Genomic DNA, 22,505 nt, shown 5'->3' with positions numbered 1-22,505 from the left:
GAAAGTGATGTCTCAGCAAGCAGCGGAAACCCGGATGGATGTAGCCAAGGCAATTTACGTCTCGGTGGAGTTGAGCCAGTCAACTTGGCTGGTGACTTCATTCGTGCCGGCCATCGATACCAAGATGGCGCGGAAGGGTCTCCCAGCCGGCCAGATCGGACGGCTGCTCAGCTTGCTCAACGAGCTCCGCGCCAGGGCGCACCGTAAGACCGATTCTTGGCTCCCCGTGATCGTTATCCAGGAGGCAGGCCTTGATGGGTTCTGGGTCCATCGCGTCTTGGCCGACGAAGGTGTTGAGAGCCATGTGGTGGATGCGACATCGATAGCGGTGCCCAGAAAAGCACGCCGAGCTAAAACCGATCCTATCGACGGAGAAACACTCGTCCGCGCACTTATGTCGTTCAAACGGGGTGAGCCACGAACATGTGCGATGGTTCGGATTCCATCCCATGACGAGGAAGACCGGCGTCGGCTCGTCCGGGAAAGGAAAGCCCTGGTTGTCGAGCGACTGACGCACGTCAACCGGATTGAGGGACTTCTGTTCGCACAAGGTATTTCGGGCTACCGACCACTGAATCGCGATCGACGATCTCGCCTCGAAGAGCTTCGCACTGGCGATGGTCGGCCGCTCGCACCTTTCTTGAAAGCCCAGATATCGCGAGAACTTGACCGTCTTGAATTGGTGATCGAGCAGATCAAAGTGATCGAGGCGGAGCGCGATAAGCTTCTGGCGTCCGAACGGAAAGAGGCAAATAGCGCCATTTCCATGCTCGAGAACGTGCGTTGTATCGGACCTGAGTTCGCATCTCTGCTCTGGACGGAAGGCTTTTACAGGCACTTTGACAATCGCCGACAAATCGCGGCTTACGCGGGATTAGCACCAACACCGTGGCAGAGCGGATCCGTTGATCGTGATCAAGGAGTGTCGAAAGCTGGCAACCCGCGGTTACGCACCACGATGATACAGCTGGCCTGGCTCTGGCTGCGCCATCAGCCTGATTCTGCGCTAGAGCATGATGTTTTTGACTGGAATCGGGGTTCCCAGAGCGGGCGATTTCTGATTCAAGCTCCATGCTGGAGTGCGGAGGCCAGCATGGATGACGCGCCCCTATTCGGAAGACATCCGTGAACGCGCCTTGGCTCGCGCTGACGCGGGCGAGACGGTTCGTTCGATCGCAGAGGCGCTACAGATCAGCCCCTCGTGCGTGACGAAGTGGAAGAACCTAAGGCGTGATACCGGAGGCCTGGCGCCCGGCCAGATCGGCGGCCACAAGAAGCGGGTTCTGTCGGATGCCAACGCCGACTGGCTGCGCAAACGCATTCGCTCGGGGCCATTCACCTTGCGCAAGCTGACGCAGGAGCTGGCTGCACGGGGGATCAAGACAGACGTGCGGGCGGTGTGGACTTTTGTTCACGCCGAGGGGCTCAGCTTCAAAAAAAACGCTTCTACCAGCCGAGCAGGATCGCCCAGACGTCGCCCGTAAGCGGACCCGATGGAAAGCGCATCAAGGCAGGATTGACGTCACGCGGTTGGTTTTCATCGACGAGACGTGGATCAAGACCAATATGGCGCCGCTACGCGGCTGGGGGCCTTGTGGGCAGCGCCTCCAAGCATCTGCACCTTTCGGCCATTGGAAGACCATGACCTTCATCGCGGCGCTGCGTCATGATCGGATCAGTGCGCCTTGGGTGATTGATGGTCCCATCAATGGTGAACTCTTCACGCTGTACGTCGAGAAGGTGTTGGCACCCACCCTCGCACCGGGCGAGATCGTCGTTCTCGACAATCTTGGCAGCCACAAGGGCAAAGCGGCTCGCCAAGCTATCCGCGCCAGAGGAGCCCACCTTATCTTCTTGCCGCCCTACAGCCCTGACCTCAACCCGATCGAGCAGGTCTTCGCCAAACTCAAACACCTCATGCGATCCGCAGAACCTCGTGACGTGGAGGCAACCTGGCGGAAGGTTGGTGAACTCCTCGATCTCTTCTCCCAGGAGGAGTGCACCAACTACTTCAAAAACTCAGGCTATGTTTCCGTGTAAATACATCATGCTCTAACCCGCTGGTTCCGGCAGCGAGCAGCATCGAGTGGTTCTGCCCAGCGCAAGAAAATCGTTGTCGCACTCGCCCGCAAACTACTCGTTGCTTTGTGGAAATATGTGACGGTTGGCGTCGTGATTGACGGGGCGAAGCTGAAGAATGCGTAGAAACTGCTCCACATCGTCATCTACTGAAGCCTGATCAGCTTCAGCAGATCCAGGCGGGCGAACCGGAAGTCTTCTTTGGCTTAAACAGCCGAGTATGAGGATGGTAGCGCCTTCCTGAGCCCAGCCCATCGAATGCGGGAATGTGGTGCCGCTGCTTGGCGCAGCGACCGGATATAAGGTTGTCCCGGCTGTTTACCGGTCGAGGAAAGACCTGGGTTCACCTGGATACTGGAGGCCAAACTAATGGAGCAAAACAATGGAGAGCCGATGGCTTGACCAATCATCATATAAGGAGGACGAGGGCTGGGCGATCGTGGCGATCACCTTTCCGCACCTGTTCACCAGCTACGAGCGGCGCTGCGGAGCGCACGATTAGGGATAGCTGGCCTGATGCGTGGGAGGCGATCTTTGGGACTGTGCTCCAGCCTGGCGAATCCCGGGAGAAGGATCGGCGCGCCTTCGAGCACGAGCATGCCGGCGATTGGATCGTCGTGTCGGCGATCGCCTCGGACCAGCAGCCCGGCTTTGTCGAAGTCGTCGCCACGCCCGGCGGCCGACGCGGTGCAGGCACCGAGGAGCGGCGCTTTCTGGTTCCGTCCGACGAGTACCGAATGGGCCGCTTCGGTTTCGTCGTCGATGAGACCCGCCACCCGGTCCGGGCCGTCGAGCTTCATCGCCTGGCAGAGGGGGACATCGCCATGAAGGCCTCTCCCCAACGCCTCGCCCAGCTTTCGCGCATGGAGGAGGCGCAGCGCCAGACGCAGCGCCAGCTCGACATGATCGACCGGCAGATCATCCGCCGCATGACCGCGGTGATCCCACAGCTTGGTCGCAAGCAGTCCGCATACCGCGGCGGCAAGTGGCCCCACCCGAGTGCGTTTCTCGAATGCTACCGTTCGAATCTTGCGGCGATCACGGCAGAGCGCCAGCCGGAGATCGACGCTCTCGCGCGCAAGCTCGCTCGGCAGGATGCCGCGAGCGTTGCGGGCCCGATATGCGCCGGCGTCTGGGGCCGCTGGTAACGACCCGGTGCGCGCCCATCGCACGGACGACTGTCGCAGCCCGGCCGCGTATCGCCCGGGGAAGCGGATGGCGCGGCGGCATAGCGGACCAACGCCGGTGCATACACCGCGGCATCCCCGGCCACACGTTGCGAGCACAGAAGCGGCGGAGGCCAGATCGAACCTTTCCGGTATCGCCAACCCGCCCGTACTCTGTCGCCTCTCCCCCTCGGGTTTGCTGCGGTCTGCGCCCCCGGCGGTCCGCTTCAAGGCCAAGTCGCAAGCGACCGGAGACCGCCGATCTCGGCAAGGCCCGGCCGCGTCCGGCGCAGGGCCCAGCAGTCTGGGACCCCGCTTGTCCGCAACCGGACCTTGCTCGCCTGGCGGTGCCCGGACCTTGAAGCGGCCCTCATCCCGGCGGCGCTGGGCGACCGCACCCGAGGGGAGAGCCGGCAGGGGCCGGACCGAACCCGACGGCGAAACCAGAAAAGGACTTCAACATGACCAAGACCGCTCGCGCAGCCCGCACCAATGCCCGCGTCGTCCCGCTTCGCCGTGGCACCACCATCGAAATGGTCCGGCTCGTTTGCCCGGACGCAGCCCAGGCCACCCGCATTGCCGAGAGCTTCGGCCTCCCCGTCCCCGACAGCGACGGCATCCGCGATCTCCATCAGCGGCTCATCAGCGAGACCGCCGACGCGCTCGGCGAAGGCGTCAACGAACGCGCCATGCAGATTCACCTGCAGCGCATCGTCGGCTCCTATGTCGGCTCGGCACACGGCGCCGGGCAGTTCTACAGCCGCGCGGTCACCGAAGCACGCGAGGCGACGGCAAAGCTCGCCAACGACACGCGCGACGAAGACCTCGATGGACCGGTCGGGTTCGAATCCGCCGCCCAGCGCAAGCGCGAATTCGCCGCCGAGGTCGCCGTTCAGGCACACGCACTGCGCATGGCGGCCGAAGGCGCCGCCGCAGCCTACGAGCACGTCGTCGGCGAGAGCTGGAAGCCGTTCGAGCGCCAGCCCGAACAAGCCGGCGAGACCGTCAGCCGCAAGGCGGCCGAAGTTCAGATGGCAGCATTCGGGTGATGCCGCCGGCGGGGCTTCGGCCCCGCCTTGTCTCGCTCACGATCCGATGTTGGCCGGCCCCTGCGGGCCGGCCGTTTTCATCTCGCACATCGCGACGGCGCAAAAGAGCAAAGAGAAATGACCCGGGATCAAGCGCACGCCGCGGCCCGTACCGGCTTTCGGTCGATGCTCCGGCCGGCGCGGCAGCGCAACGGCTTTGCCGTCCTCCACTGCGTTCCGGTCCGGCGTCTCTCCCCTCACCCCGACCACCAGCGTCACCGGATGCGCGACCCCGCAGGCCTTCGCAGCGGACCGCCGTGACGGGCCGCGACGGGCGCGGCCTCCAACGGAGGTAGGATCATGACTGGCAAGGAAACCAAACCCCGCGCCGACATCTATGCGCGCATCACCGATCGCATCGTCGCAGACCTTGAGCGCGGTGTGCGTCCGTGGGTCGAGCCGTGGGATGCGGCCACCACGGCTGGATGCATCACGCGCCCGCTGCGCCACAACGGCATGCCCTATCAGGGCATTAACGTCGTGCTGCTGTGGTCGGAAGCGGTCGCGCGCGGCTTCACGTCACCGATCTGGATGACGTTCAAACAATCACTCGAGCTCGGCGGCCACATCCGCAAGGGCGAGACCGGAACGATGGTGGTCTACGCCAACAAGATCACCAAGACCGAGACCGATGAGCATGGCGACGACGTCGAACGGACGGTTCCGTTCCTGCGCGCCTATACCGTGTTTTGCGTCGACCAGATCGACGACCTTCCGGATCACTACTATGGGCGCCCCGCTCCGAGCATCGCACCGGCGCAGCGTCTCGCGCATGTAGACGCCTTCTTCGCCAACACCGGCGCGACCATCCGGCACGGCAGCGACAAGGCCTTCTTCGCGCCGGCGCTCGACCTCATCCAAATGCCGCCATTCGAGAGTTTTCGTGACGCCGAGAGCTATGCCGCCACGCTCGCGCATGAATGCGTGCATTGGACTGCGCCGGCGCATCGCGTCAATCGCGATCTCAGCCGCTACGCAAAGGATCGCAGCGAGCGCGCCCGTGAAGAGCTGGTTGCGGAACTTGGCGCGTGCTTCCTCAGCGCGGACCTCGGTATCGTGCCCGAACTCGAGCCGCGTGCCGATCATGCGAGTTACCTTGCGTCGTGGTTGGAGGTGCTGGCCAACGACAGGCGTTTTATCTTCAGCGCGGCCGCCCACGCGCAACGCGCGGTGACTTACCTGCACGGTCTTCAGCCCGAGCCGGCCGAGATCGACCAAGCGGCATGAGGCGCAACGATCCGTGTCTCGGCCGCTTGCGCTCATCGTTCACCTTTCTAGACAATGACGAAGGCCTCATCTCACGGCGGGGGCCGCTCTTTTGTGCGGCGTCATGCCTGTGCCGGCGACTGGAGAGGCGGCGCTTACCATCCCGACGGCATAGGCGAGATGCGCCGGGCGGGTTCTTATGGCTTCCGAGATGCCCGTCTGTTTCTGGGTGAGCGTCTTTCCGAAGCCGCAGAAGGCTGGTGTCATCACGATACGACAGTCCGGGGTTGTTATTGCGTCCGCTGGACTGGCGGAAAGCTTACGCGGCGCGCGCGAGTGCCTTTCACCAATGCGCCCGTCGTCGTGCGGTGTGGCTTGCCTGACGCTCAGTCGTATCCTCATCGTTCGGCCTGTCGCGCCCAATGCGTCCTCGATTTGGCATGTCTAACCGAAGGCCGTCGTCGCTGTGCTCCGCCTCGATCAAAAGACCGCAACGGCCGTTCTCGGCTTTCTTCCCCTGGCCGCTGCGCGCCCATTCCTCGCGAGACAAGAAAGCCTCGCCCTGGCCGCCCTCTACTGCGTGGCGGCCCTTCGGGTGCGGCCCGATCGCCTCCGGTCAACGACAGCCATCGAGGTCGCGATGGTCGCGGCCCGACGAAAGAGGACACGAACATGGCTACCATCGGCAACTTCACCGTCAACGGCAACGGTTTCGTCGGCACCGTCAAGACCCTCGCTCTAGGCACTGTCAAGACCAAGATCGTTCCGGCCGAACGCACTTCAGACAAGGCCCCGGACTACCGCATCTTCGCGGGCGCGAACATCGAGTTCGGCGCGATGTGGAAGAAGAAGTCCCAGGACACGGGCCGCGAGTACCACTCGGTCAAGCTGGACGACCCGAGCTTCCCGGCTCCGATCTACGCGACGCTGGTTGAGGTCGAAGGCGAGGAAGGGCACTCGCTCATCTGGTCTCGCCCGAGTCGTGACTGAGATGCGGCGCAGGTGGCCCCGCCGCGAGGCGGGGCCTTCACCGTAGGCGGCAAGGAGAACGCTGCAAAATCATGGACGCGTGCTGCCGGCAAACGCGCGAGTGCGACCCAAAATTACCTCTGCCGTCCGAGCAAATGGGACGATCCGTTCGTCATCGGGCGCGACGGTTTGCGCCGAAGTCATCACTAAATTTGGGGCGGCCGCCCTATTCCATCACGCCACCGGCGTTAAGCTTCTAGGCGAATCCGTTGTCGAACCCGCTCATAGAGCTGGACTTCTGCTTTTTGCAGAAGCTCCAACACCACCGCGAATTGCTGCCGATCGACATGCGTCGCCCAGCCGCTCTCGCAGCGCACAACGAGATAATAGCTGTCGCCGTACTCTTCGACCCCGCGTTTGAAAGTGACGGTCGCGCACTGAACCGTCCCCTTTTCGCGCGCCTGCGGTCCGGGAGCAAGATTGCAATTGTATCGCGCGGCAAGTTCTGGAAACGGACCATCGTCCTGTTCACGCTTGCGATAATGATCGAAGATCAGGTCGGGCTGACAGCCGCGCACCAGGCGAAAGCTCATGCCGACGCCGGCATAGTCGTTCCGGGTGTGGCGCACCGGCGGATCGAATGCCAGCGTCACGCGAATGCAGCGCTCGCCGTTTCCCGCCTGAAATGCTTCCGGGATCGGAATTCGGTAGACGGCAAAATGATCGAGGGCGAGCTCATCCTCGGCGTAGAGGGTCACGCGCGCGTCGTCCGAGAATGCGGCGCGCTCGAGATTCACCAGGCCATGACCGACAATCGCCCGGGTCGCGTCTCCACCAAGCAGCTGAAGCCGTTCGCTGGCGGGCGGTGGGATTTCCGCAGACCCCACAATGAGCGCGCGCACTAGATTGGCAGAAGCCTGCGGGAAGCGCGTCAGGATCTGAGCGGCGCTGAAGGCAACCCGCGGCGCGGCATAGGACGTGCCCGAGCCCGCAGTGAAGAGCTGATCGAGATAGCTGTGATGCAGCGTGAGAACACCGGCGCTACCGACATCCTCGCCTCCCCGCAGCCGCGCGACGACGGCATCGAAGATCAACGTGCCGCCGATCTCAACGACGTCGGGCTTGGTCGCGCCGCCTGGTCCCGGTCCGATCCGCGAGAACGGGGCCGGCTCATGCAGGCGCGTGATGGGACGAACGCGGACGTCGTCGGCGCGATCGGGATCTAGACCTTCGCCGTGCGCGAGCGCGCCGACGGTGATGACGTTCAAGGCGCCGGCCGGCTCGAACAACCGGTTGGCGTCCTCCAGGAGATAGCGCGGATATTCGGTCACCGCCTGTTCGAGACGATTGCCGCCGCGCGGCATGCGATTGCCGGACGAGACGACGATGATGACGTCGAGCTCGCGCGCCAATTCGTCGAGCGTGGCTGCCCATGTTCCGACCTTGCCACCGTCGAAGACGCGGCGGCGGTCGGCCAGCGCAATCACGAAGACCCGACAGCCAAAACGCTGGTTCAGAGTCGCGATCGCTTCGCGCATCTGCGAGGGCACGAGGCGCCGATCGTCAAAGCCACCTTGGTCGTTCACTACCTTGGCCGCACAAAGGCGAGCGCCCCGTTGCAACGCGCCGGCGTCAAGCTGCGCGCGCAGATCGCCCAACACGGCGACGCCGGCCACGCGGGTGCCGTGGCCCCACACGTCAGCGGTGCCGAGCTCGGCGGGGACGCCAATCGCGCCGACAAGAATATCCGCCAGGAAGGGGTGATCGTTGACTCCGCTGTCGATGATGCCGATCAACGGGGCATCATCGGCCACGGCGTTCAGTGCCGGCGCTTCCGCAAGCACCATCTCGAGCGCCTCGGCCGTCGTCACGTCCGGCGCCGGCGGCAGATCAATCGCCGCGATTTCCTCGACCGCCAGCAGCGTGCGCAACAGTTCGCCCGTCAGCCGCGCACGAAACATGCTGATCGAGGGGCCGACATAGCGATCAAAGACCTCTCCCGCCCGCGCCTCGACGTAGCGGATGACGTCCTCAACCTTGCGCTCGCGCAGGCGACGTTCGCCCAGATCCCAAAGCTCGATGTCGACCAGATAGGATGTCTGCGGGACGAAGTCATCGACGTCCGCGAATCCTTCTTCCCTTAAGCTTGGACCGATCCGGTCGCGCGGCTCGACCGATCCAATGCTTTCGATCCCGGAAACGAAATTGATGTAGGGGGCGTGCTTCTGCCCGGGCGGCGGGCCGCCCTGATAGGCATCGAGCCGGGCGCGGAAATCCCGCATGTCTTCACTCGAGGCGAACAGCACCAGCGTGCGGTCCGCGTCGCTCGATAGCACCGTGAGCCCCAGCCGCTCCCACTCTTCCTCAAGCAGGGGGCCCGTCATCTGCACGCGCAGGATTAGGGAGGGGTCGACAAATTCGGGCTTGCGGCGCCGCCTTTGCTCCTGCGTCGCGGCGTCGAGCTCGTCGCGCAGCTTGGCTGTGTGCTGGTCGCGATCGCGCGCCGGCGGTGGGCCGCCGCCGCCATGCTTGCGCCGCTCGAATTGCTCCGGAAGCCGAACGAGTTCGAGGTGATCGTATCGGGCCACGGCGCGCCTAGCTCGGCGGCGCGAGGCGAGACTGTCCTGCCCGGCGGCGCGCCTCGTCTTCCAAGGCGTGATTGAAGTCGCGCGCCTGCACCTGCTTCCGGCGATCAATGATCATTGTCTTGACCGCCTGGGTGCAGACGCGCTCGATCTCGGCATAGGAATAGCCCTCCAGAGCCGCCGCATGCTGCAGCGGATCGAAGGCGGTGGCGACGTTCTTGAATTTGAGCCGCAGGAATCGGCCGATCATTGCGCGATCCGGCTTGTCGAACCAGACGACCTCGTCGAAGCGCCGCCAGACGGCTGGATCGAGTGATTGATCGAGGTTGGTCGCGGCGATTAGGAAACCTTTCGGCTGAATGTGGTCGATGAACAGCAGCAGGCTGTTGACGACCCGGCGCAGCTCATTGTGCTCGCTGCTGTCGTCGCGCGAGCGCGCCAGCGCGTCGAACTCGTCAAAGAACAGAACGCAGGGCTGCTTGCGGGCGAACTCAAAAATCTTGCGAACGTTGCCGGCCGTCTCGCCGAGGTAGGACGAGATCAGCCGATCGAGTTTGACGAGGAACAGCGGCAGTCCGAGTTCGGCTGCAAAAATCTCCGCGCACAGCGTCTTGCCGCATCCCGGCGGGCCGCAGAACAGGAGCTTGGAGCGAACTTTTAGCCCGTGCCGCCGGATGTCCTCGGCGCGGCGAAACTCTTTGACGAGGCCAAGCAGCACCCGAACGTTCGTCGCTCCGAGCACGATATCATTGCGCGTGTGCCGCGGTTCGATCCGCTCGATGAAGTCGGCGGCCGCTTCAGGGAACGGAAGCAGGGGCGCGAGCGCCTTCGGACCGCTTGGGCGGCTCGGGCCGGCCTCAAGGGTCTTGCGCAGGCTACGCGCCAGCACGCGATTGTTCTTCTTTTCCTCTTCGTCGATGATTTGCTCCGCCACAGCGCGGAACTCATCGTCCCGACCGTAGCTGGCGAGCAATTTTTTCATCAACTCCCCACGGGCCATGGCTGTGCTTTACTTTCTCCTGCTCCACGAATCATAACTGCAAATGCAGCGTTTCACGATGGGGTTACTACCCGATTTAAACAAGGCAAATGGCTGTCGGACGGTCCTTTCTAAAGAATCCCCCACGCCCGGTATCGTCCCCGCCCCGTCGCCTCGCGCAAGCCGAGCTCCGCGACCAGGTCCTGGGCGGCGCGCGGCGTGATCTTCAGCTCCTCCGCGATCATGCCGGCCGAGACCACCGGATGGGACAGCACGTAGTCGAGCAGCGCCGGCAGCCGGGAGGTGGAGCGGCGGCCGGTAAGTTTGCGAGCGAGCAGGGTACGGGCAGTCAGCCAGCGGTCGTGATCCTTGAGTCCGGCCTTGGCTGCGGCCGCGAGCGCCTCGAGCTGGGCGGCGAGGCGGCCTGCGCTATCGCGCGGCCTTCGCCGCTCGCGCGGAATGGCCTTGAGTCCTTCATGCAGGCAGGACAAGTGCGAGCGCGTCTTTCCGCGCGAACGCAGAAGGGCCGCGGCCAGCAGTCGGCCAAGCCAGGGTGTGTGTTGCAGCGGCTCGATCGTGCTCCACGCGTCGTCGGCGATCGCGGCCGCCAGCGCGGGCGGCAGATTGCGTGTCCGATCGATTATTGTGCTCCACTCCTGCATCCGTTGGTCCTCGTCCCAGTCGAGGTCGTAAACCAATGGATCGCGTTCCGGCAAACGCCGCACCTGACTGGCGATCTCACCGGCCAACGCACGATTGGCCTTGGCGATTGCGGCGTCGACCGCGGCGAAGGCGTCGGCCAGCCGGTCGTCGGGTGTCGCGATGGCAAGGTGTCCCTCCGATCTCGCCTCTCCGTCGGCTTCTTCCGCTTCGTTCGCCGCCGGTCTTCCCTTATTCCGGTTACTCGTCTCATCTTCACAACCGGCCACCCCTTGCCGGCCGCGCAGCTTGGCGAGGCCGGCCGGCGACAGGGCCCAATCCGGTTTGGCCTCGGCGATGCGGCGGCGGGCGCGCAGAACAGTACGGGCGCGGGTCAGTTCGTGGGTGGGGCTGCGGATATCCATGCCGGCGTCGTGGAGGACAAGATCTTCGAGGTGGACGAGCTCGCCCTCGAGCCACAGACTGGCGCAGGCATCAGTGAAGTGAGTTCGGGCGATCCAGCCGTCGCGGATCGGGCTTTTAGCGAGGCGCTCATCGAGCCGGGCCAACGCGTCTTCGGCAGCGGCCAGCGGCCCGGCCAGCTTGGTCCATGGCAATGGATCGGGGATCTGGTAGCCGCATTGCAAGATATTGATAACCTTAACGTGAATCGCCGCAACGGAAACTATCACAGCTTTAGGTTCCGTCACAGCGATGCCAGTTTTTCACAACTCTGACTATCGATAACCACCCCTTATCGATAGTGATAGACGTTGAGGGGCAAATCAGCGAGTCTGGCCATCCAGACGCCCGGAAATCGCACCCGCTAAGCCTCAGATCGGCGAGAGATCGCATCCCATGCCGACCCTTGTCCCCCTTCCGGAGGAGAAAGTCCCCTCCCCGCCGCGGCGCCGGTCGGACGCTGGCGCCGCAGCCGAGCGCCGCGGGGCGTCAGGCAGCCTCGATATCGGTCTGTGGAAAATCGCCACCCTTGAACATCAAGGGCTGGCCCAGATGTCGGGCGCAGGCATAGGCAAAACAGTCCCCGAAATTGAGGCTCGCCGGATGTCGGCCCTTGCCGAACCGGTCGAAGGCGTCGAGTGCGATCCGTGCCGTCTCCGGCGGCACCGCGACCACGGCGATCTCCATCAGCGCGAGATAGCTCTCGACCGCCTCCGCCGCGGCGCTGACCGAAAGATTCAGCACGCGCGCCACCGCGACCGCCGCCTCCCACACCGCCAGTGGCGAAGTCAGACGCGTTCCGGTCTGCTGCAGCCGCGCCAAAAGCTCCCGCGCCTCGTCCTCGTCGGTCAGGAGCGCGGTCAGCGCCGAGGCGTCGATGAACATCAATCGTCTCCGTACAGGCTGTCGCGAAAGGCCTTGTCAGCCGGCTGGCCCTTCGCGGGGTTGCCCTTGGCGCGCAGATCCCGGCAGAATTGGATGCCGAGGTCGACCAAAGACGGCTTGCCCTGCTCGCGCTCGAGCTCATGGGTGAGTGCCGCGTGCACCGCTTCGGTGAGACCGATTTTTTTCAGCGCCGCGACCTTGCGAGCCAGCGCGTCGGTCTCGGGGTTCTTGATGTGGAAGGCCATGGCGCATTCCTCTAGACCGTGTCGTGTATCCGTATATAGCACAGCGGATACACCGAAGGAAGGCTGGCGATGCCTTTGGCAGGGCTGCCCTGGCTCCGCGCGTCCGGGCCCGCAGGTCCACGACGCGGGCAGCCCGCCGATCGCGCATTCGACATACGGAAATCCGGGCAATCTCGCACAAGACGCCCGGCCTTCGCTGCGCATGAGGTGGACTATTATGGTTAACTGCCCATGAACGCCGCCCCTCTCCGTCTTCCGGACGCTGGTTCCATCGAGGCTGTCGCGGCTGCCCTCGATCCGGCCTCGGTTGACGACGACCTCGTCCCTGCCCTCGCCCGCGCCTTCTCCGGGTTTGAATTCAGCATGGCGCGCATCGACGACGATTACTGGCGCGACACGCGGTCGGTGATTCGGCCGGACGGCACACGCCTCGGCGAGCTTCGCCCCTGGATGATGGCGGAGCTCGCCAAGGACGGCGGCGATACCAACGCGCTGTGGCTACGCCTGAAAGAAACGGATCTGCAGATCACTGAATGGCGCGGCACCAGTGCCTTCGTCTTCGCGCCGACCGGCCCCGCTGCCGCTGACTACATCCAGATCGCGCTCGGCCGCGAAATCGAGTGGCGTGCCGGCCCGATCGTCAACCCAGACTATCGTCCGTTTGGTGAAGAGGAGCTGTTTGATCCAAGTTGGCCCCGACGGGATCAACTGCCTGAGACGGACCGCCTGGCCGGTCCTGTGTATCGCCTGCTCAACCGCGCCGGCGGCGCCTTCGTCCATATCCGCAGCTTTCTGGAGCGCTGCGGTCGCAGCGAACGCGATCGCCGCGAAGCCAAGCGGCCCGAGATGGAGCGGCGGGTGATCCGCGAGGTCGGGCCCGATGGCGTCCGCGACACCCCCTTCCTCGACGTCGTGCCTGACTGGTTCGATTACGTGCCACGCGAGATCCGATTCTTTCAGGATTGGGAGCAGTCGAGCGCGAGCAAGCATCGGGTCTTTGCGCATTGGGCGCTCGATATTCGCGACACCACCTACAAGGGTGAGCGCGAGATCGGTTTCATTCCTCGGCCGCTCCGGCCGCCCAAAGCGCGGCTTCTCCCAACGCCGGACGCCTCGGTCCACCTCCTGATGGACCGTATCGAAGCCGTCGACCGCGAGCTCGGCCTGCCCTTCGGCTGGTTCTTCCTGATGACCCACGGCCATTGGGTCGATCCCGATGTCGGCTTGGCGATTGCCGAAGGCTTCAGGACGCAGCGCGTGCGTCTGCCCGACCGCGACGCCCGCGTCCTGTTGCGCTGGGCCGACCGGACCTACGGATTTTAGCGGAGCATCGGCGATGGACGACGTCACCTCGCGCGCGCCGCTGTCCGACCCGGAGGGTCGGCGTGCCCTGCAGCTCGACGCGCTGTCGGCGATTCTGCCAATGGAGCGGCGCGACTGGCTTGCCGGACTGCTGACCGACGGCGACGTCGCGACGCTCAAGCATCTCGCCCAGCAGGGGATGGGCGAGAACACGCTGCGGGCGCTGGCGTCGGATCTGGCCTATCTTGAGGGCTGGGCGGTGGCGGCGACCGGGGTAGCGTTGCCGTGGCCGGCGTCTGAAGGCCTGGCGTTGAAATTCGTGGCGCATCATTTGTGGGATCCGGCCAGGCGCGAGGTCGATCCACAGCACGGGATGCCGGCCGAGGTGGCGGCCCGACTGCGCGTCGCCTTGCTCCTGCGCAGTGGCGGACCGCACGCGCCGTCGACGGTCAAGCGGCGGCTGGCGAGCTGGGGTACCCTGCATCGCTGGAAAGGGCAGGAGGGTCCCTTCGCATCGCCGGGCCTGCGATCGGCGCTGCGGCTTGCGGTCCGGGCCTCGGTGCGGCCACGGCAGCGTAAGAGCAAGCGCGCGGTCACCCGTGATGTGCTCGATCGGTTGCTCGCCACCTGTTCATCCGACGGACTCGCCGACACCCGCGACCTCGCGATTCTGCTGCTCGCCTTCGCCTCGGGCGGGCGCCGGCGCAGCGAGGTGGCGGGGCTTCGCGTCGAGCAGCTCAGCAACGAGCCAGCGGTGCCGCTGGACCCCACCGATCCGAAATCGCCGGCGTTGCCGTGCTTGGCGATCCAGCTCGGCCGCACCAAGACGGGCGATGCCGACGAGGCGGGGAGGGTGCTCCTGGTCGGGCCGCCCGTCGTGGCGCTGCGCGAATGGCTGGTACGGGCCGACATCAGTCAGGGGCCGGTGTTCCGGGCCATCGACCGCTGGGAGGCGGTGGAGGAGCGGGCGCTCACGCCGCAGTCGATCAACCTGATGGTCAAGCGGCGCTGCGCGCTGGCCGGACTGGAGCCGCGGGAGTTTGCCGCGCATGGTCTTAGGTCGGGGTATCTGACGGAGGCGGCCCGCCAGGGCGTGCCGCTGCCCGAGGCCATGCAGCAGTCGCAGCACCGCTCCGTGCAGCAAGCGGCGAGCTATTACAACGAGGCGGAACGTACGCAGGGTAGGGCGGTGCGCCTCGCGGTCCACGAATGATCGGCTGACAAATTTCGCTCGCTCGCGGCATAGCCCGAGTTGGCCGCGGTCAACTTTCCTGACCTGGCCGCTTAAAGTTGACCGCGGTCAACTTCTGGCGCCCATGGTAGAAACTGGGTCCGGGGCGGCCAGAGCGATCCGTGCACGAGGTATCTCGACCCCACTGGAGCCGAGGCGCGCCACCCCGAAACTGCGCCGAAAGCCCTATTAAGAATCTGTTTACCCTTAATTCCTTGCGGGCTTGATCAGAATCGGGCTTACTAGCCACGCTTTCTAGCCGTAAGAGCATCGGATTATCGTAACTACGTGAGAGTGCCGTGGCAGCAGCCCTCGAGCAAACCGACCTATCGAGCACCGGTCAGGATCGACAGCCGATCCACGACCTGATCGCGGCCGACGCGCGGGCGTTGTCGGCCAAGCTTCAAGCTCATCGGCTCAAGTTGTTTCCGCCCCGCGCGCGCAAGCAGCTGAGGGCCTTCTCCTCCGGTGAGGCCGCAAAGCTTATCGGCGTCAACGACGGATACCTCCGACAGCTCTCCTTGGAAGGGAAGGGGCCCCAACCCGAAACAAGCTCTACGGGACGCCGCTCTTACACCTTCGAGGATATCCAGGGCCTGCGCGCCTATCTCGATGAGACGGGCAAAAGCACGCGGCGGTACAGACCCTGGCGACTTGCGGGGGAGCACCTCCAGGTCATCGGCGTTGTCAACTTCAAAGGCGGGAGCGGGAAGACGACCACCGCGGCTCATCTTGCCCAGCACTTCGCGCTGCAAGGGTTCCGAGTGCTCGCGGTCGACCTGGATCCGCAGGCTTCGCTCTCAGCGCTTCACGGTTACCAGCCGGAGTTCGACGTCGAAGATAACGGCACGCTGTACGGGGCCATTCGTTATGACGAATCGCGCCGTGAGCTCGCCGAGATCATCCGGCCAACCTATTTCTCCGGACTGCACATCATCCCCGGCAACATCGAACTCATGGAGTTCGAGCACGAAACGCCAAAGGCTCTCGCTTCCAAGCAGGAGGGCGATCCGCTGTTCTTCGCTCGCGTCGCGATCGCGCTCGGAACGGTGCAGGATCAATACGACATCGTTGTAATCGACTGCCCGCCGCAGCTCGGTTTTCTGACACTCTCTGCGTTGTGTGCGGCGACCTCAATCCTGATCCCAGTCCACCCGCAGATGCTGGACGTCATGTCGATGTGCCAGTTTCTGCTCATGACCTCCGACCTTATGTCGGTCGTGGCCAAGGCAGGTGGTAACACCGACTATGACTGGATGCGTTACCTCGTGACCCGCTGCGAGCCGAGCGACGGACCACAAACGCAGATGGTGACTTTCATGAGATCGTTGTTCGACGAACGCGTCCTAACGAACATGGTCCTGAAGAGCACCGCGATCTCGGATGCCGGCATCACCAAGCAAACTCTCTACGAGGTGGAGCGTCAACAGTTCACGCGTGCCACCTATGATCGGGCGATGGAGTCTCTCGACGCCGTCAATGGAGAGATCCAAGACCTCGTCCAAGCTGCCTGGGGTAGAACCTGATGGGACGAAAAAACCTGCTTGCGGATTTGATCGAAGAGAGCACTAGCGGCAAGGACGCCGAAGCGATGCCGATCGCTTCAGCGCCTCTGAGCCAACCGACACTGGGAAGCCGCGGCGCGGTAGGCGCGATGAGCCGTTCGCTCGAACAGCTGTCCGCGCAACGGGACGCTGCGAAGGCCCTCTCCGAACAGCTCGCCAGCGGCCAGGCCGTCTATGAGATCGACACCGCGCTGATCGAGGACTCGATCGTGCCCGATCGCATGACGGGGACGGAAGCCGATCACGCAGCACTGGTGGAATCGATCAGGGCACAGGGCCAGATCGTTCCGGCTCTGCTGCGTCCGCATCCGACAAAGGCCGGCCATTTTCAGATCGCCTACGGACACCGGCGCGTCCGCGCAGTGAGGGCACTTGCGCGTGCTGTGCGCGCCATTGTGCGAGAGCTCTCCGATGACGACCTCGTCATTGCCCAGGGCAAGGAAAACGGCGATCGCCAGGATCTGTCGTTTATCGAGCGTGCGCGTTACGCAACGCTTCTGGAAGATCGTCAGTTCAAACGCGAAACGATCATGGCTGCGCTGTCGGTCGACAAGACCGAACTTTCGCGAATGATCTCGACTGCCCGGGCGATTCCGACAGCTTTGGCCGAAGTGATCGGGCGGGCTCCAAAAGTCGGCCGCCGACGTTGGATCGAGCTCGCCGAGCGGCTCGGCGAGAAGGCATCGACCAAGGCGATCGACAACCTAGTTGCCAGCTCTCGCTTTCTCAGTGCCAATACAGACGATCGCTTCGCATTGGTGCTCTCCGCTGTGACTGTCCGTGAGCGAGCCGCTCGCAAGCCTACGATATGGACGGCCGGGGACGGAAAGAAGGTCGCCAAGATCGACCGAAGCGCTGATCGCTTCATCCTCTCCGTAGACGAGAAGCTGGCGCCTGCCTTCGGAGATTTCATCTTGGAACGCCTGCCTGAGCTCTACGAGACGTTCCGACAATCAGCGCGAGGAGATGAGTAGAAGCCTCGCCCCAGTTTGCACTCGAGCCGAATGGGTTTCGAGCCGAGCGCAAGGCGTGAACTGCGTACCCGGAAACCTAATTAAGGAACTCTAACGGCAAAAGAAAAAGGCCCCCGAAACGAATCCCGGAAGCCCTTCTCATCTACTTGGCAGTGTTGAGAATCGCACTTTCGCGAATCGCAGTCAAGAGTCCCGCGAGGGATTGGCCGCCGTTTTGGCGGGCGGATTTTCTTTGCCTGAAACGAGGCAAGGACAATGCAACCTCACAACCCAACGACGCCCTTCGGGCGGCGGTCGCTGACGCTTGCCCATGTGGCAAGCCAAATGGCCGCAACGGCGCGCCCGCCCGAAAAGGTCGTGCACAAGTGGAAGATCTACCAGGCCATCTGCGCCGCGCGGCCGCGCCTCGGCGTGTCCGAGCGCTCGCTCTCGGTGCTGAACGCCCTTCTGACGTTTCATCCGGAGACGGCGCTGACGGGGGAGGGCGATCTGATCGTCTTTCCGTCGAACCGCCAGCTGTCGCTGCGCGCCCACGGCATGCCGTCCTCTACGCTGCGCCGTCATCTGGCGGTGCTGGTCGACGCCGGCCTGATTGTCCGGCGCGACAGCCCGAACGGCAAACGCTACGCCCGCAAGGATGACGCCGGCGAGATCGAACTCGCGTTCGGGTTCGATCTGTCCCCCCTCGTCGTGCGCTCGGAAGAGTTTGAGAGCCTGGCGACCGCGGTGGAGACGGAAGCGCGCGCCCTCAAGCTGGTGCGTGAGCGGATAACGTTGTGCCGGCGCGATCTTGCCAAGATGATCGCGACCGGCATTGAGGAAGGCGTCCCGACCCGGAGAGCAGGGCAGGGGCCTGCCGATTGGCAGGAGGTCCATGCGGCGTTTCGCGCGATCGTGGATCAGATTCCGCGTACGGCCACGCGTCAGGAGCTCGAGCCGATCGCCGAGGAGCTGTCGCAGCTCGCCGATGATGTGCTCAATCTGTTGGAAACATATGTTAAATCCAAAAATCTAAGCGCCAATGAGTCCCAGACTGAGCGCCACATACAGAATTCAAACCCAAACCCCTTTACTGATCTTGAACCTGGCCTTCCAGACGGCCGGGCGGCGGAACCTGAGCCCAAACCTCAACCATCGCGGGTGGCGGAAGGGGCGTATCCGTTGGGAATGGTGCTGAATGCATGCCCCGATATCATCGACTATGCGAAGGATGGGATTTCGAACTGGCGCGATTTCCTGGCCACCGCGGCCGTTGTGCGATCGATGCTCGGGATCAGCCCAAGCGCCTGGGAGGAGGCGCAAACCGTCATGGGCGAAACGCAGGCGGCGGTCGTCGTCGCGTGCATCCTGCAGCGTGGCACCGCAATCCGGTCGGCCGGCGGCTACTTGCGCGGATTAACGGGGAAGGCGGAGGTCGGGGAATTTTCCCTGGGGCCGATCCTGATGTCGCAGATCAATTCGCGGCTGCACGAAAAGCGGCGGGCTTGATGCGATGGGAAAGAGCTCGTGCCGGTGTCGGGTCCGACTTCGATCGGCGGTAGACCGTAGCGGGAGCCTGCCGATGCGATCGAACGAGCTGCATGTCGCGATCGGCGGGCGCCACCCGTACAGGCGCTGCGCCAAGTTGCGGCGACGGCAGGGCGATATGCGTTTCGCGCTCATTGCTGCTCCAATGGCGGCGGTTGTTTCGCCCCCGAGGCCAACGTGTCATTCGGCGTTGGCCATCCGACAGTGCAAACTTCTCAACGCGCGGCGACCGAGCGAGTCGAATCCAGCCTGCGCTCGAAAGCCCTCCGCTGCAGCGGCAAGACAGACAAAAGCAACGATCAACAGCAACCAATTCACATTGAAAAGCCCTATAAGGCCTACGAGTGCGGTTCGCATTGTCGGCCCTGTAGCGCCTTGGCGATCAGCGCCCCTATTTCCCGCAACATCCTTTGCACCGCCGCCACGTCGTCGGCCTCCTGGGCAATCCTCACGAGCACCCGCAGGTTTTCCAGCGCTTGCCTGTGCGTCATTGATGTTTGCCCCTGTGTGGTTGACCTCTGTATGGGGTATGCGCGTCCTGCCCGACGCCAAGCCTAGCGGCATTGCGCCTACCCGCAAGGGGCGCTTTGGTGCCTCGTTCAACTGCCGGTCATGCAAGCGGGACCGATGCGCCCCGGCCGCTCGGAGCGATCAGAGCTTTCAGGCTTCGCGCTCTCGATCACCGTACGTTCAATTTGCCATGAGTAATAGCGCAACCAGTAAAACGCTTGCTCACGGCTGAGAGGCCTAACGACCTCGCGTTCGTCGGGCTCGGTCGGTTCTTCGACCAGATAGAGTTTCCCGCCCGCCGCACGAACCAAGCGATCCCGAACGGGGCGGCAGAACGTGCCGGTCTTTGCGTCGAAATCCATCCATGTGCGAGTTGCGACGGCAACCGGCCCGCTCGCCGCCTATTGAATTGGGGGAGCACTCATGCCCGCGCCGGTCGCTTCGCCGAATCTTCTCGACGTAGAGGCGGAAACATTCGCTGTTGATTAGCTGTGTAGCTGTGATGCGGTCGTGAACGCGGCCGGGAAGGTCATAGTCTCCGGTGGCCGTGCGGCACGCCCAGCCAGAATCTATGGCCCAGGAAATAGCGTATCTTCCGTTCGATATTCTGCGCGATCCATATCAGACTCTTCCTCTTTCAAGATATGGCCGAAGCTCCACTCGATGCTGCCGCCGGCATGCCACATGACGCGGCAACCGCCGGATGGGAGCGCGGCCGCGGCCACTTCTGATCGCGTTTTCACGGTGCAAGCAGTTGAACGCCAGCTCGGAGCGCTTCATCAACCCGCAGCCGGATCGAGCCATTCCCGCAGCTTTGTCCAGCGGCGTCGACCGGAGGCGTTCTTGACCGCCATGGCGACCGCCTTCTTCTGGCCAAGCAGGATGACAAGGCGTTTGCCACGGGTGACGCCGGTGTAGAGCAGGTTCCGTTGCAGCATGGCGTAGTGCTGCGTCAGCACGGGAATCACCACCACCGGATACTCTGACCCTTGCGATTTATGAATCGTCGTGGCGTAGGCCAGCACGACCTGGTCGAGTTCACCAAACTGATAGCCAACAGATCGGCCATCGAAATCGATGACCATCTCACCCGCGTCGAGGGCGATCGCTTCGACATAGCCGACGTCGCCATTGTAGACCTCCTTGTCGTAGTCATTCTCGATCTGCATCACCTTGTCGCCGATTGCGAACGTGGTGCCGAATTTCTCGATCTTCGGCTCCAGCCTGGGATTGAGCGCCTTCTGCAGGTCAATGTTGAGAGAGCGGGCGCCAATGCTGCCCCGGTTCATCGGGCAGAGAACCTGGATGTCGCGCTTTGGATCGACGCCAAAGCGAGCCGGGATGCGTTCTTTCACAAGGTGGATGAGGCGTTCAGCCGCGATTTTCGGGCTGTCGCCTTGAACAAAATAGAAATCCGTGTCGCCGTCAGGCTTGGACAGATCCGGCAGCGTGCCGCGATTGATCCTGTGCGCGCTTTGGATGATCTGGCTTTCGGCCGCCTGCCGGAAGACCTCGGTGAGGTGCGCGATGGGTACCGCGCCGCTGGCGATGATGTCGGCCAGCGCCTGACCGGGGCCGACCGAAGGGAGTTGATCGACGTCGCCGACGAAGATCACCGCTGACCTGTCGGAGATGGCCTTGAGCAGGGCGTTCATCAGGAGGACGTCGACCATCGAGGATTCATCGACGACCAGCAAATCGCAATCGAGTGGCTTCTCTTCATTCCGCTTGAAGGCGCCATTCTTCGGGTCAACCTCGAGCAGCCGGTGAATGGTCCTGGCTTCCCGGCCGGTGGTGTCGGTCAGGCGCTTGGCGGCACGGCCGGTCGGCGCGCACAGCAGCATGTCGACCTTCTTGGCTGCCAGAATGCGGAGAATTGCGTTGACCAGGGTGGTTTTTCCGACACCCGGGCCACCTGTGATGACCATCGCCTTGGACAAAAGCGCCGAGCGGACGGCGGTCTTCTGGCTGTCGGCCAGCGACAGACCCGTCTTCTCCTCCACCCAGGGGATCGCCTTGTCCGCGTCGATCTCGGGCCAGGGCAGGGGGCCATGCACAAGGGACCGGAGCCGTATCGCAATCGACTGTTCCGCCCGGTGTAGTCCGGCGAGGAAGATGCACGGCCGGCCGCCGACGGCCTCGGCGATCACCACGCCGGCCTCCAGCTCGAGTTGCAGGGCTGTGGTCGTGATGCTGTCAGGGATGTCGAGCAGCTTGACGGCCAGAGGGAGCAGTTCGTCCCTTGGCAGTCCGCAGTGTCCGTCGTCGAGTGCTTCGGTCAGGGCATAGGCGATGCCGGCGCGGGCGCGGATCATCGCCGTCTTTTCGATGCCGAGCTTCATCGCGATGGCATCGGCGGTCTTGAAGCCGATGCCCCGAATATCCCGCGCCAGGCGATACGGATCCTCCGAGATCAACTGCACCGCGTCGGCGCCGTAGGTTTTGTAGATGCGCACGGCCCGCGACGTGCCGACGCCGTTTGTGTGCAGAAAGATCATGATGTCGCGGATGATGCGTTGCTCGGCCCAGCCCGCGACGATGCGTGTCGCACGCTTCGGCCCGATGCCTGTCACCTCGCGCAATCGGTCGGGCTCGGCCTCGATGATGTCGAAGACATGCTCGCCGAAGGCCTTGACCAGCTTGTTCGCGTAGACCGGGCCGATGCCACGGATCATGCCCGAACCGAGATACTTTTCGATGCCTTCCAGCGTTGTCGGTGGCATCGCCTTGAGAAACCGGGCACGAAACTGCAGGCCATGCTGCCGGTCGTTGTTCCAGTTGCCGCTGGCCTGAATGAACTCGCCGGCAGAGATCACGGCGGCATGGCCAAGGACGGTGACGAGTTCGCGTCGGCCGCGTGCCTTGACCCGCAACACGCAAAAGCCGTTCTCCTCATTGTGAAAGGTAACCCGTTCAACCAGACCGGCCAGTGTTTCTCTGGTTTCGTCCGGCTGGACCATCATTCCGCCGCCACCCTGAGCAGACCCGATCGGCGTGCACGATGGAACAGGTTCTTAACGGAGGCAGGAGCCCATTTGCTGCCGCCTCGCGGCGTTCGCCCGTGAAGCCTTTCGAGCGGCATGGCCCACGCCT

Annotated in this window: 18 protein-coding genes and 3 pseudogenes; 13 read left to right on the top strand and 8 right to left on the bottom strand. The window is 63.7% G+C overall.

Going from position 1 to position 22,505, the window contains the following annotated elements; genetic code table 11:
* Positions 1–7: 7 nt before the first annotated feature.
* From ACVJ19_RS43645 to ACVJ19_RS43620, 6 genes and pseudogenes are all read left to right on the top strand, one after another.
* Positions 8–1,009 (top strand): annotated as a pseudogene (locus ACVJ19_RS43645) (IS110 family RNA-guided transposase); the annotation flags it as partial.
* An 88-nt stretch (positions 1,010–1,097) separates the two neighbouring features.
* Positions 1,098–2,040, top strand: a protein-coding gene (locus ACVJ19_RS43640; protein ID WP_100213571.1) for an IS630 family transposase whose coding sequence is annotated in 2 segments (ribosomal slippage) — positions 1,098–1,433 and positions 1,435–2,040 — 942 coding nt in all. Because the reading frame shifts where the segments join, the coding sequence is not laid out codon by codon here.
* A 9-nt stretch (positions 2,041–2,049) separates the two neighbouring features.
* A pseudogene (locus ACVJ19_RS43635) lies at positions 2,050–2,205 on the top strand (IS110 family transposase); the annotation flags it as partial.
* 286 nt (positions 2,206–2,491) lie between these two features.
* Positions 2,492–2,907, top strand: a pseudogene (locus ACVJ19_RS43630) (DUF7007 domain-containing protein); the annotation flags it as partial.
* Positions 2,904–3,227, top strand: coding sequence for a hypothetical protein (locus tag ACVJ19_RS43625; protein WP_284279113.1), 324 nt, complete (start codon positions 2,904–2,906; stop codon positions 3,225–3,227). The pseudogene ACVJ19_RS43630 and the gene ACVJ19_RS43625, both read left to right, overlap by 4 nt.
* 479 nt (positions 3,228–3,706) lie before the next feature.
* Positions 3,707–4,294 (top strand): hypothetical protein, encoded by a 588-nt coding sequence (locus ACVJ19_RS43620; protein WP_284279114.1) that lies wholly within the window; start codon positions 3,707–3,709, stop codon positions 4,292–4,294.
* Between the two features lie 36 nt (positions 4,295–4,330).
* Here the strand turns inward: ACVJ19_RS43620 and ACVJ19_RS43615 are convergent, their stop codons facing one another.
* On the bottom strand, positions 4,331–4,552 hold the full coding sequence (locus ACVJ19_RS43615) for a hypothetical protein (protein WP_284279115.1): 222 nt from the start codon (positions 4,550–4,552) through the stop codon (positions 4,331–4,333).
* 81 nt (positions 4,553–4,633) lie between these two features.
* Between ACVJ19_RS43615 and ACVJ19_RS43610 the strand changes: the two genes are divergently transcribed.
* Both ACVJ19_RS43610 and ACVJ19_RS43605 read left to right on the top strand, forming a co-directional pair.
* Positions 4,634–5,560: an ArdC family protein gene (locus ACVJ19_RS43610; RefSeq protein WP_284279116.1), complete on the top strand. Its 927-nt coding sequence runs from the start codon at positions 4,634–4,636 to the stop codon at positions 5,558–5,560.
* 651 nt (positions 5,561–6,211) lie between these two features.
* Positions 6,212–6,529, top strand: a complete 318-nt coding sequence (locus ACVJ19_RS43605) for a DUF736 domain-containing protein (RefSeq protein WP_009859453.1) — start codon at positions 6,212–6,214, stop codon at positions 6,527–6,529.
* 227 nt (positions 6,530–6,756) lie between these two features.
* Here ACVJ19_RS43605 and ACVJ19_RS43600 read toward each other — a convergent pair whose 3' ends face one another.
* The 5 genes from ACVJ19_RS43600 to ACVJ19_RS43580 all read right to left on the bottom strand — a co-directional run bounded on the left by ACVJ19_RS43600 (position 6,757) and on the right by ACVJ19_RS43580 (position 12,303).
* A complete protein-coding gene (locus ACVJ19_RS43600; RefSeq protein WP_453955351.1) occupies positions 6,757–9,204 on the bottom strand; it encodes a S8 family peptidase in 2,448 nt (815 codons plus the stop codon).
* On the bottom strand, positions 9,104–10,075 hold the full coding sequence (locus tag ACVJ19_RS43595) for an AAA family ATPase (protein ID WP_284279118.1): 972 nt from the start codon (positions 10,073–10,075) through the stop codon (positions 9,104–9,106). The genes ACVJ19_RS43600 and ACVJ19_RS43595 overlap by 101 nt, the downstream gene beginning before the upstream one ends.
* A 128-nt stretch (positions 10,076–10,203) precedes the next feature.
* Entirely contained in the window at positions 10,204–11,403 is a 1,200-nt protein-coding gene (locus ACVJ19_RS43590) for an RHE_PE00001 family protein (protein WP_284279119.1), read from the bottom strand.
* 259 nt (positions 11,404–11,662) lie between these two features.
* On the bottom strand, positions 11,663–12,058 hold the full coding sequence (locus ACVJ19_RS43585; protein WP_284279120.1) for a type II toxin-antitoxin system VapC family toxin: 396 nt from the start codon (positions 12,056–12,058) through the stop codon (positions 11,663–11,665).
* On the bottom strand, positions 12,058–12,303 hold the full coding sequence (locus tag ACVJ19_RS43580; protein WP_284279121.1) for a type II toxin-antitoxin system VapB family antitoxin: 246 nt from the start codon (positions 12,301–12,303) through the stop codon (positions 12,058–12,060). The genes ACVJ19_RS43585 and ACVJ19_RS43580 overlap by 1 nt, the downstream gene beginning before the upstream one ends.
* A 231-nt stretch (positions 12,304–12,534) precedes the next feature.
* Between ACVJ19_RS43580 and ACVJ19_RS43575 the strand changes: the two genes are divergently transcribed.
* The 5 genes from ACVJ19_RS43575 to repC all read left to right on the top strand — a co-directional run bounded on the left by ACVJ19_RS43575 (position 12,535) and on the right by repC (position 18,863).
* A complete protein-coding gene (locus ACVJ19_RS43575; protein WP_284279122.1) occupies positions 12,535–13,626 on the top strand; it encodes a hypothetical protein in 1,092 nt (363 codons plus the stop codon).
* Between the two features lie 13 nt (positions 13,627–13,639).
* The gene (locus ACVJ19_RS43570) at positions 13,640–14,818 is read left to right on the top strand and encodes a site-specific integrase (protein WP_284279123.1); all 1,179 of its coding nucleotides are present in this window, start codon (positions 13,640–13,642) and stop codon (positions 14,816–14,818) included.
* A 317-nt stretch (positions 14,819–15,135) separates the two neighbouring features.
* Positions 15,136–16,362: a plasmid partitioning protein RepA gene (repA, locus tag ACVJ19_RS43565; RefSeq protein WP_431309518.1), complete on the top strand. Its 1,227-nt coding sequence runs from the start codon at positions 15,136–15,138 to the stop codon at positions 16,360–16,362.
* Complete coding sequence (gene repB / locus ACVJ19_RS43560; RefSeq protein ID WP_453955352.1) at positions 16,362–17,375, top strand: plasmid partitioning protein RepB; 1,014 nt, start codon at positions 16,362–16,364, stop codon at positions 17,373–17,375. Before repA ends, repB begins: the two co-directional genes overlap by 1 nt.
* Before the next feature lie 255 nt (positions 17,376–17,630).
* Complete coding sequence (gene repC / locus ACVJ19_RS43555; RefSeq protein ID WP_284279125.1) at positions 17,631–18,863, top strand: plasmid replication protein RepC; 1,233 nt, start codon at positions 17,631–17,633, stop codon at positions 18,861–18,863.
* 638 nt (positions 18,864–19,501) lie between these two features.
* Here the strand turns inward: repC and ACVJ19_RS43550 are convergent.
* Both ACVJ19_RS43550 and recD2 read right to left on the bottom strand, forming a co-directional pair.
* The gene (locus ACVJ19_RS43550; RefSeq protein WP_284279126.1) at positions 19,502–19,774 is read right to left on the bottom strand and encodes a hypothetical protein; all 273 of its coding nucleotides are present in this window, start codon (positions 19,772–19,774) and stop codon (positions 19,502–19,504) included.
* 417 nt (positions 19,775–20,191) lie between these two features.
* A complete protein-coding gene (gene recD2 / locus ACVJ19_RS43545; RefSeq protein WP_284279127.1) occupies positions 20,192–22,375 on the bottom strand; it encodes an SF1B family DNA helicase RecD2 in 2,184 nt (727 codons plus the stop codon).
* Positions 22,376–22,505 lie beyond the last annotated feature (130 nt).

Source organism: Bradyrhizobium sp. USDA 376, assembly GCF_054063675.1.
Note: the sequence above shows the minus strand (reverse complement) of the source record. Positions and strands in the feature narration are given on the sequence as shown.

What these genes read in the sequence shown, in the direction of transcription:
- ACVJ19_RS43595 (WP_284279118.1), bottom strand. Translation starts at nt 10,075, where the DNA reads ATGAAAAAATTGCTCGCCAGCTACGGTCGGGACGATGAGTTCCGCGCT.
- repB (WP_453955352.1), top strand. Translation starts at nt 16,362, where the DNA reads ATGGGACGAAAAAACCTGCTTGCGGATTTGATCGAAGAGAGCACTAGC.
- ACVJ19_RS43550 (WP_284279126.1), bottom strand. Translation starts at nt 19,774, where the DNA reads ATGGATTTCGACGCAAAGACCGGCACGTTCTGCCGCCCCGTTCGGGAT.
- ACVJ19_RS43570 (WP_284279123.1), top strand. Translation starts at nt 13,640, where the DNA reads ATGGACGACGTCACCTCGCGCGCGCCGCTGTCCGACCCGGAGGGTCGG.
- repC (WP_284279125.1), top strand. Translation starts at nt 17,631, where the DNA reads ATGCAACCTCACAACCCAACGACGCCCTTCGGGCGGCGGTCGCTGACG.
- ACVJ19_RS43585 (WP_284279120.1), bottom strand. Translation starts at nt 12,058, where the DNA reads ATGTTCATCGACGCCTCGGCGCTGACCGCGCTCCTGACCGACGAGGAC.
- ACVJ19_RS43610 (WP_284279116.1), top strand. Translation starts at nt 4,634, where the DNA reads ATGACTGGCAAGGAAACCAAACCCCGCGCCGACATCTATGCGCGCATC.
- ACVJ19_RS43575 (WP_284279122.1), top strand. Translation starts at nt 12,535, where the DNA reads ATGAACGCCGCCCCTCTCCGTCTTCCGGACGCTGGTTCCATCGAGGCT.
- recD2 (WP_284279127.1), bottom strand. Translation starts at nt 22,375, where the DNA reads ATGATGGTCCAGCCGGACGAAACCAGAGAAACACTGGCCGGTCTGGTT.
- ACVJ19_RS43625 (WP_284279113.1), top strand. Translation starts at nt 2,904, where the DNA reads ATGAAGGCCTCTCCCCAACGCCTCGCCCAGCTTTCGCGCATGGAGGAG.
- ACVJ19_RS43580 (WP_284279121.1), bottom strand. Translation starts at nt 12,303, where the DNA reads ATGGCCTTCCACATCAAGAACCCCGAGACCGACGCGCTGGCTCGCAAG.
- ACVJ19_RS43605 (WP_009859453.1), top strand. Translation starts at nt 6,212, where the DNA reads ATGGCTACCATCGGCAACTTCACCGTCAACGGCAACGGTTTCGTCGGC.
- ACVJ19_RS43620 (WP_284279114.1), top strand. Translation starts at nt 3,707, where the DNA reads ATGACCAAGACCGCTCGCGCAGCCCGCACCAATGCCCGCGTCGTCCCG.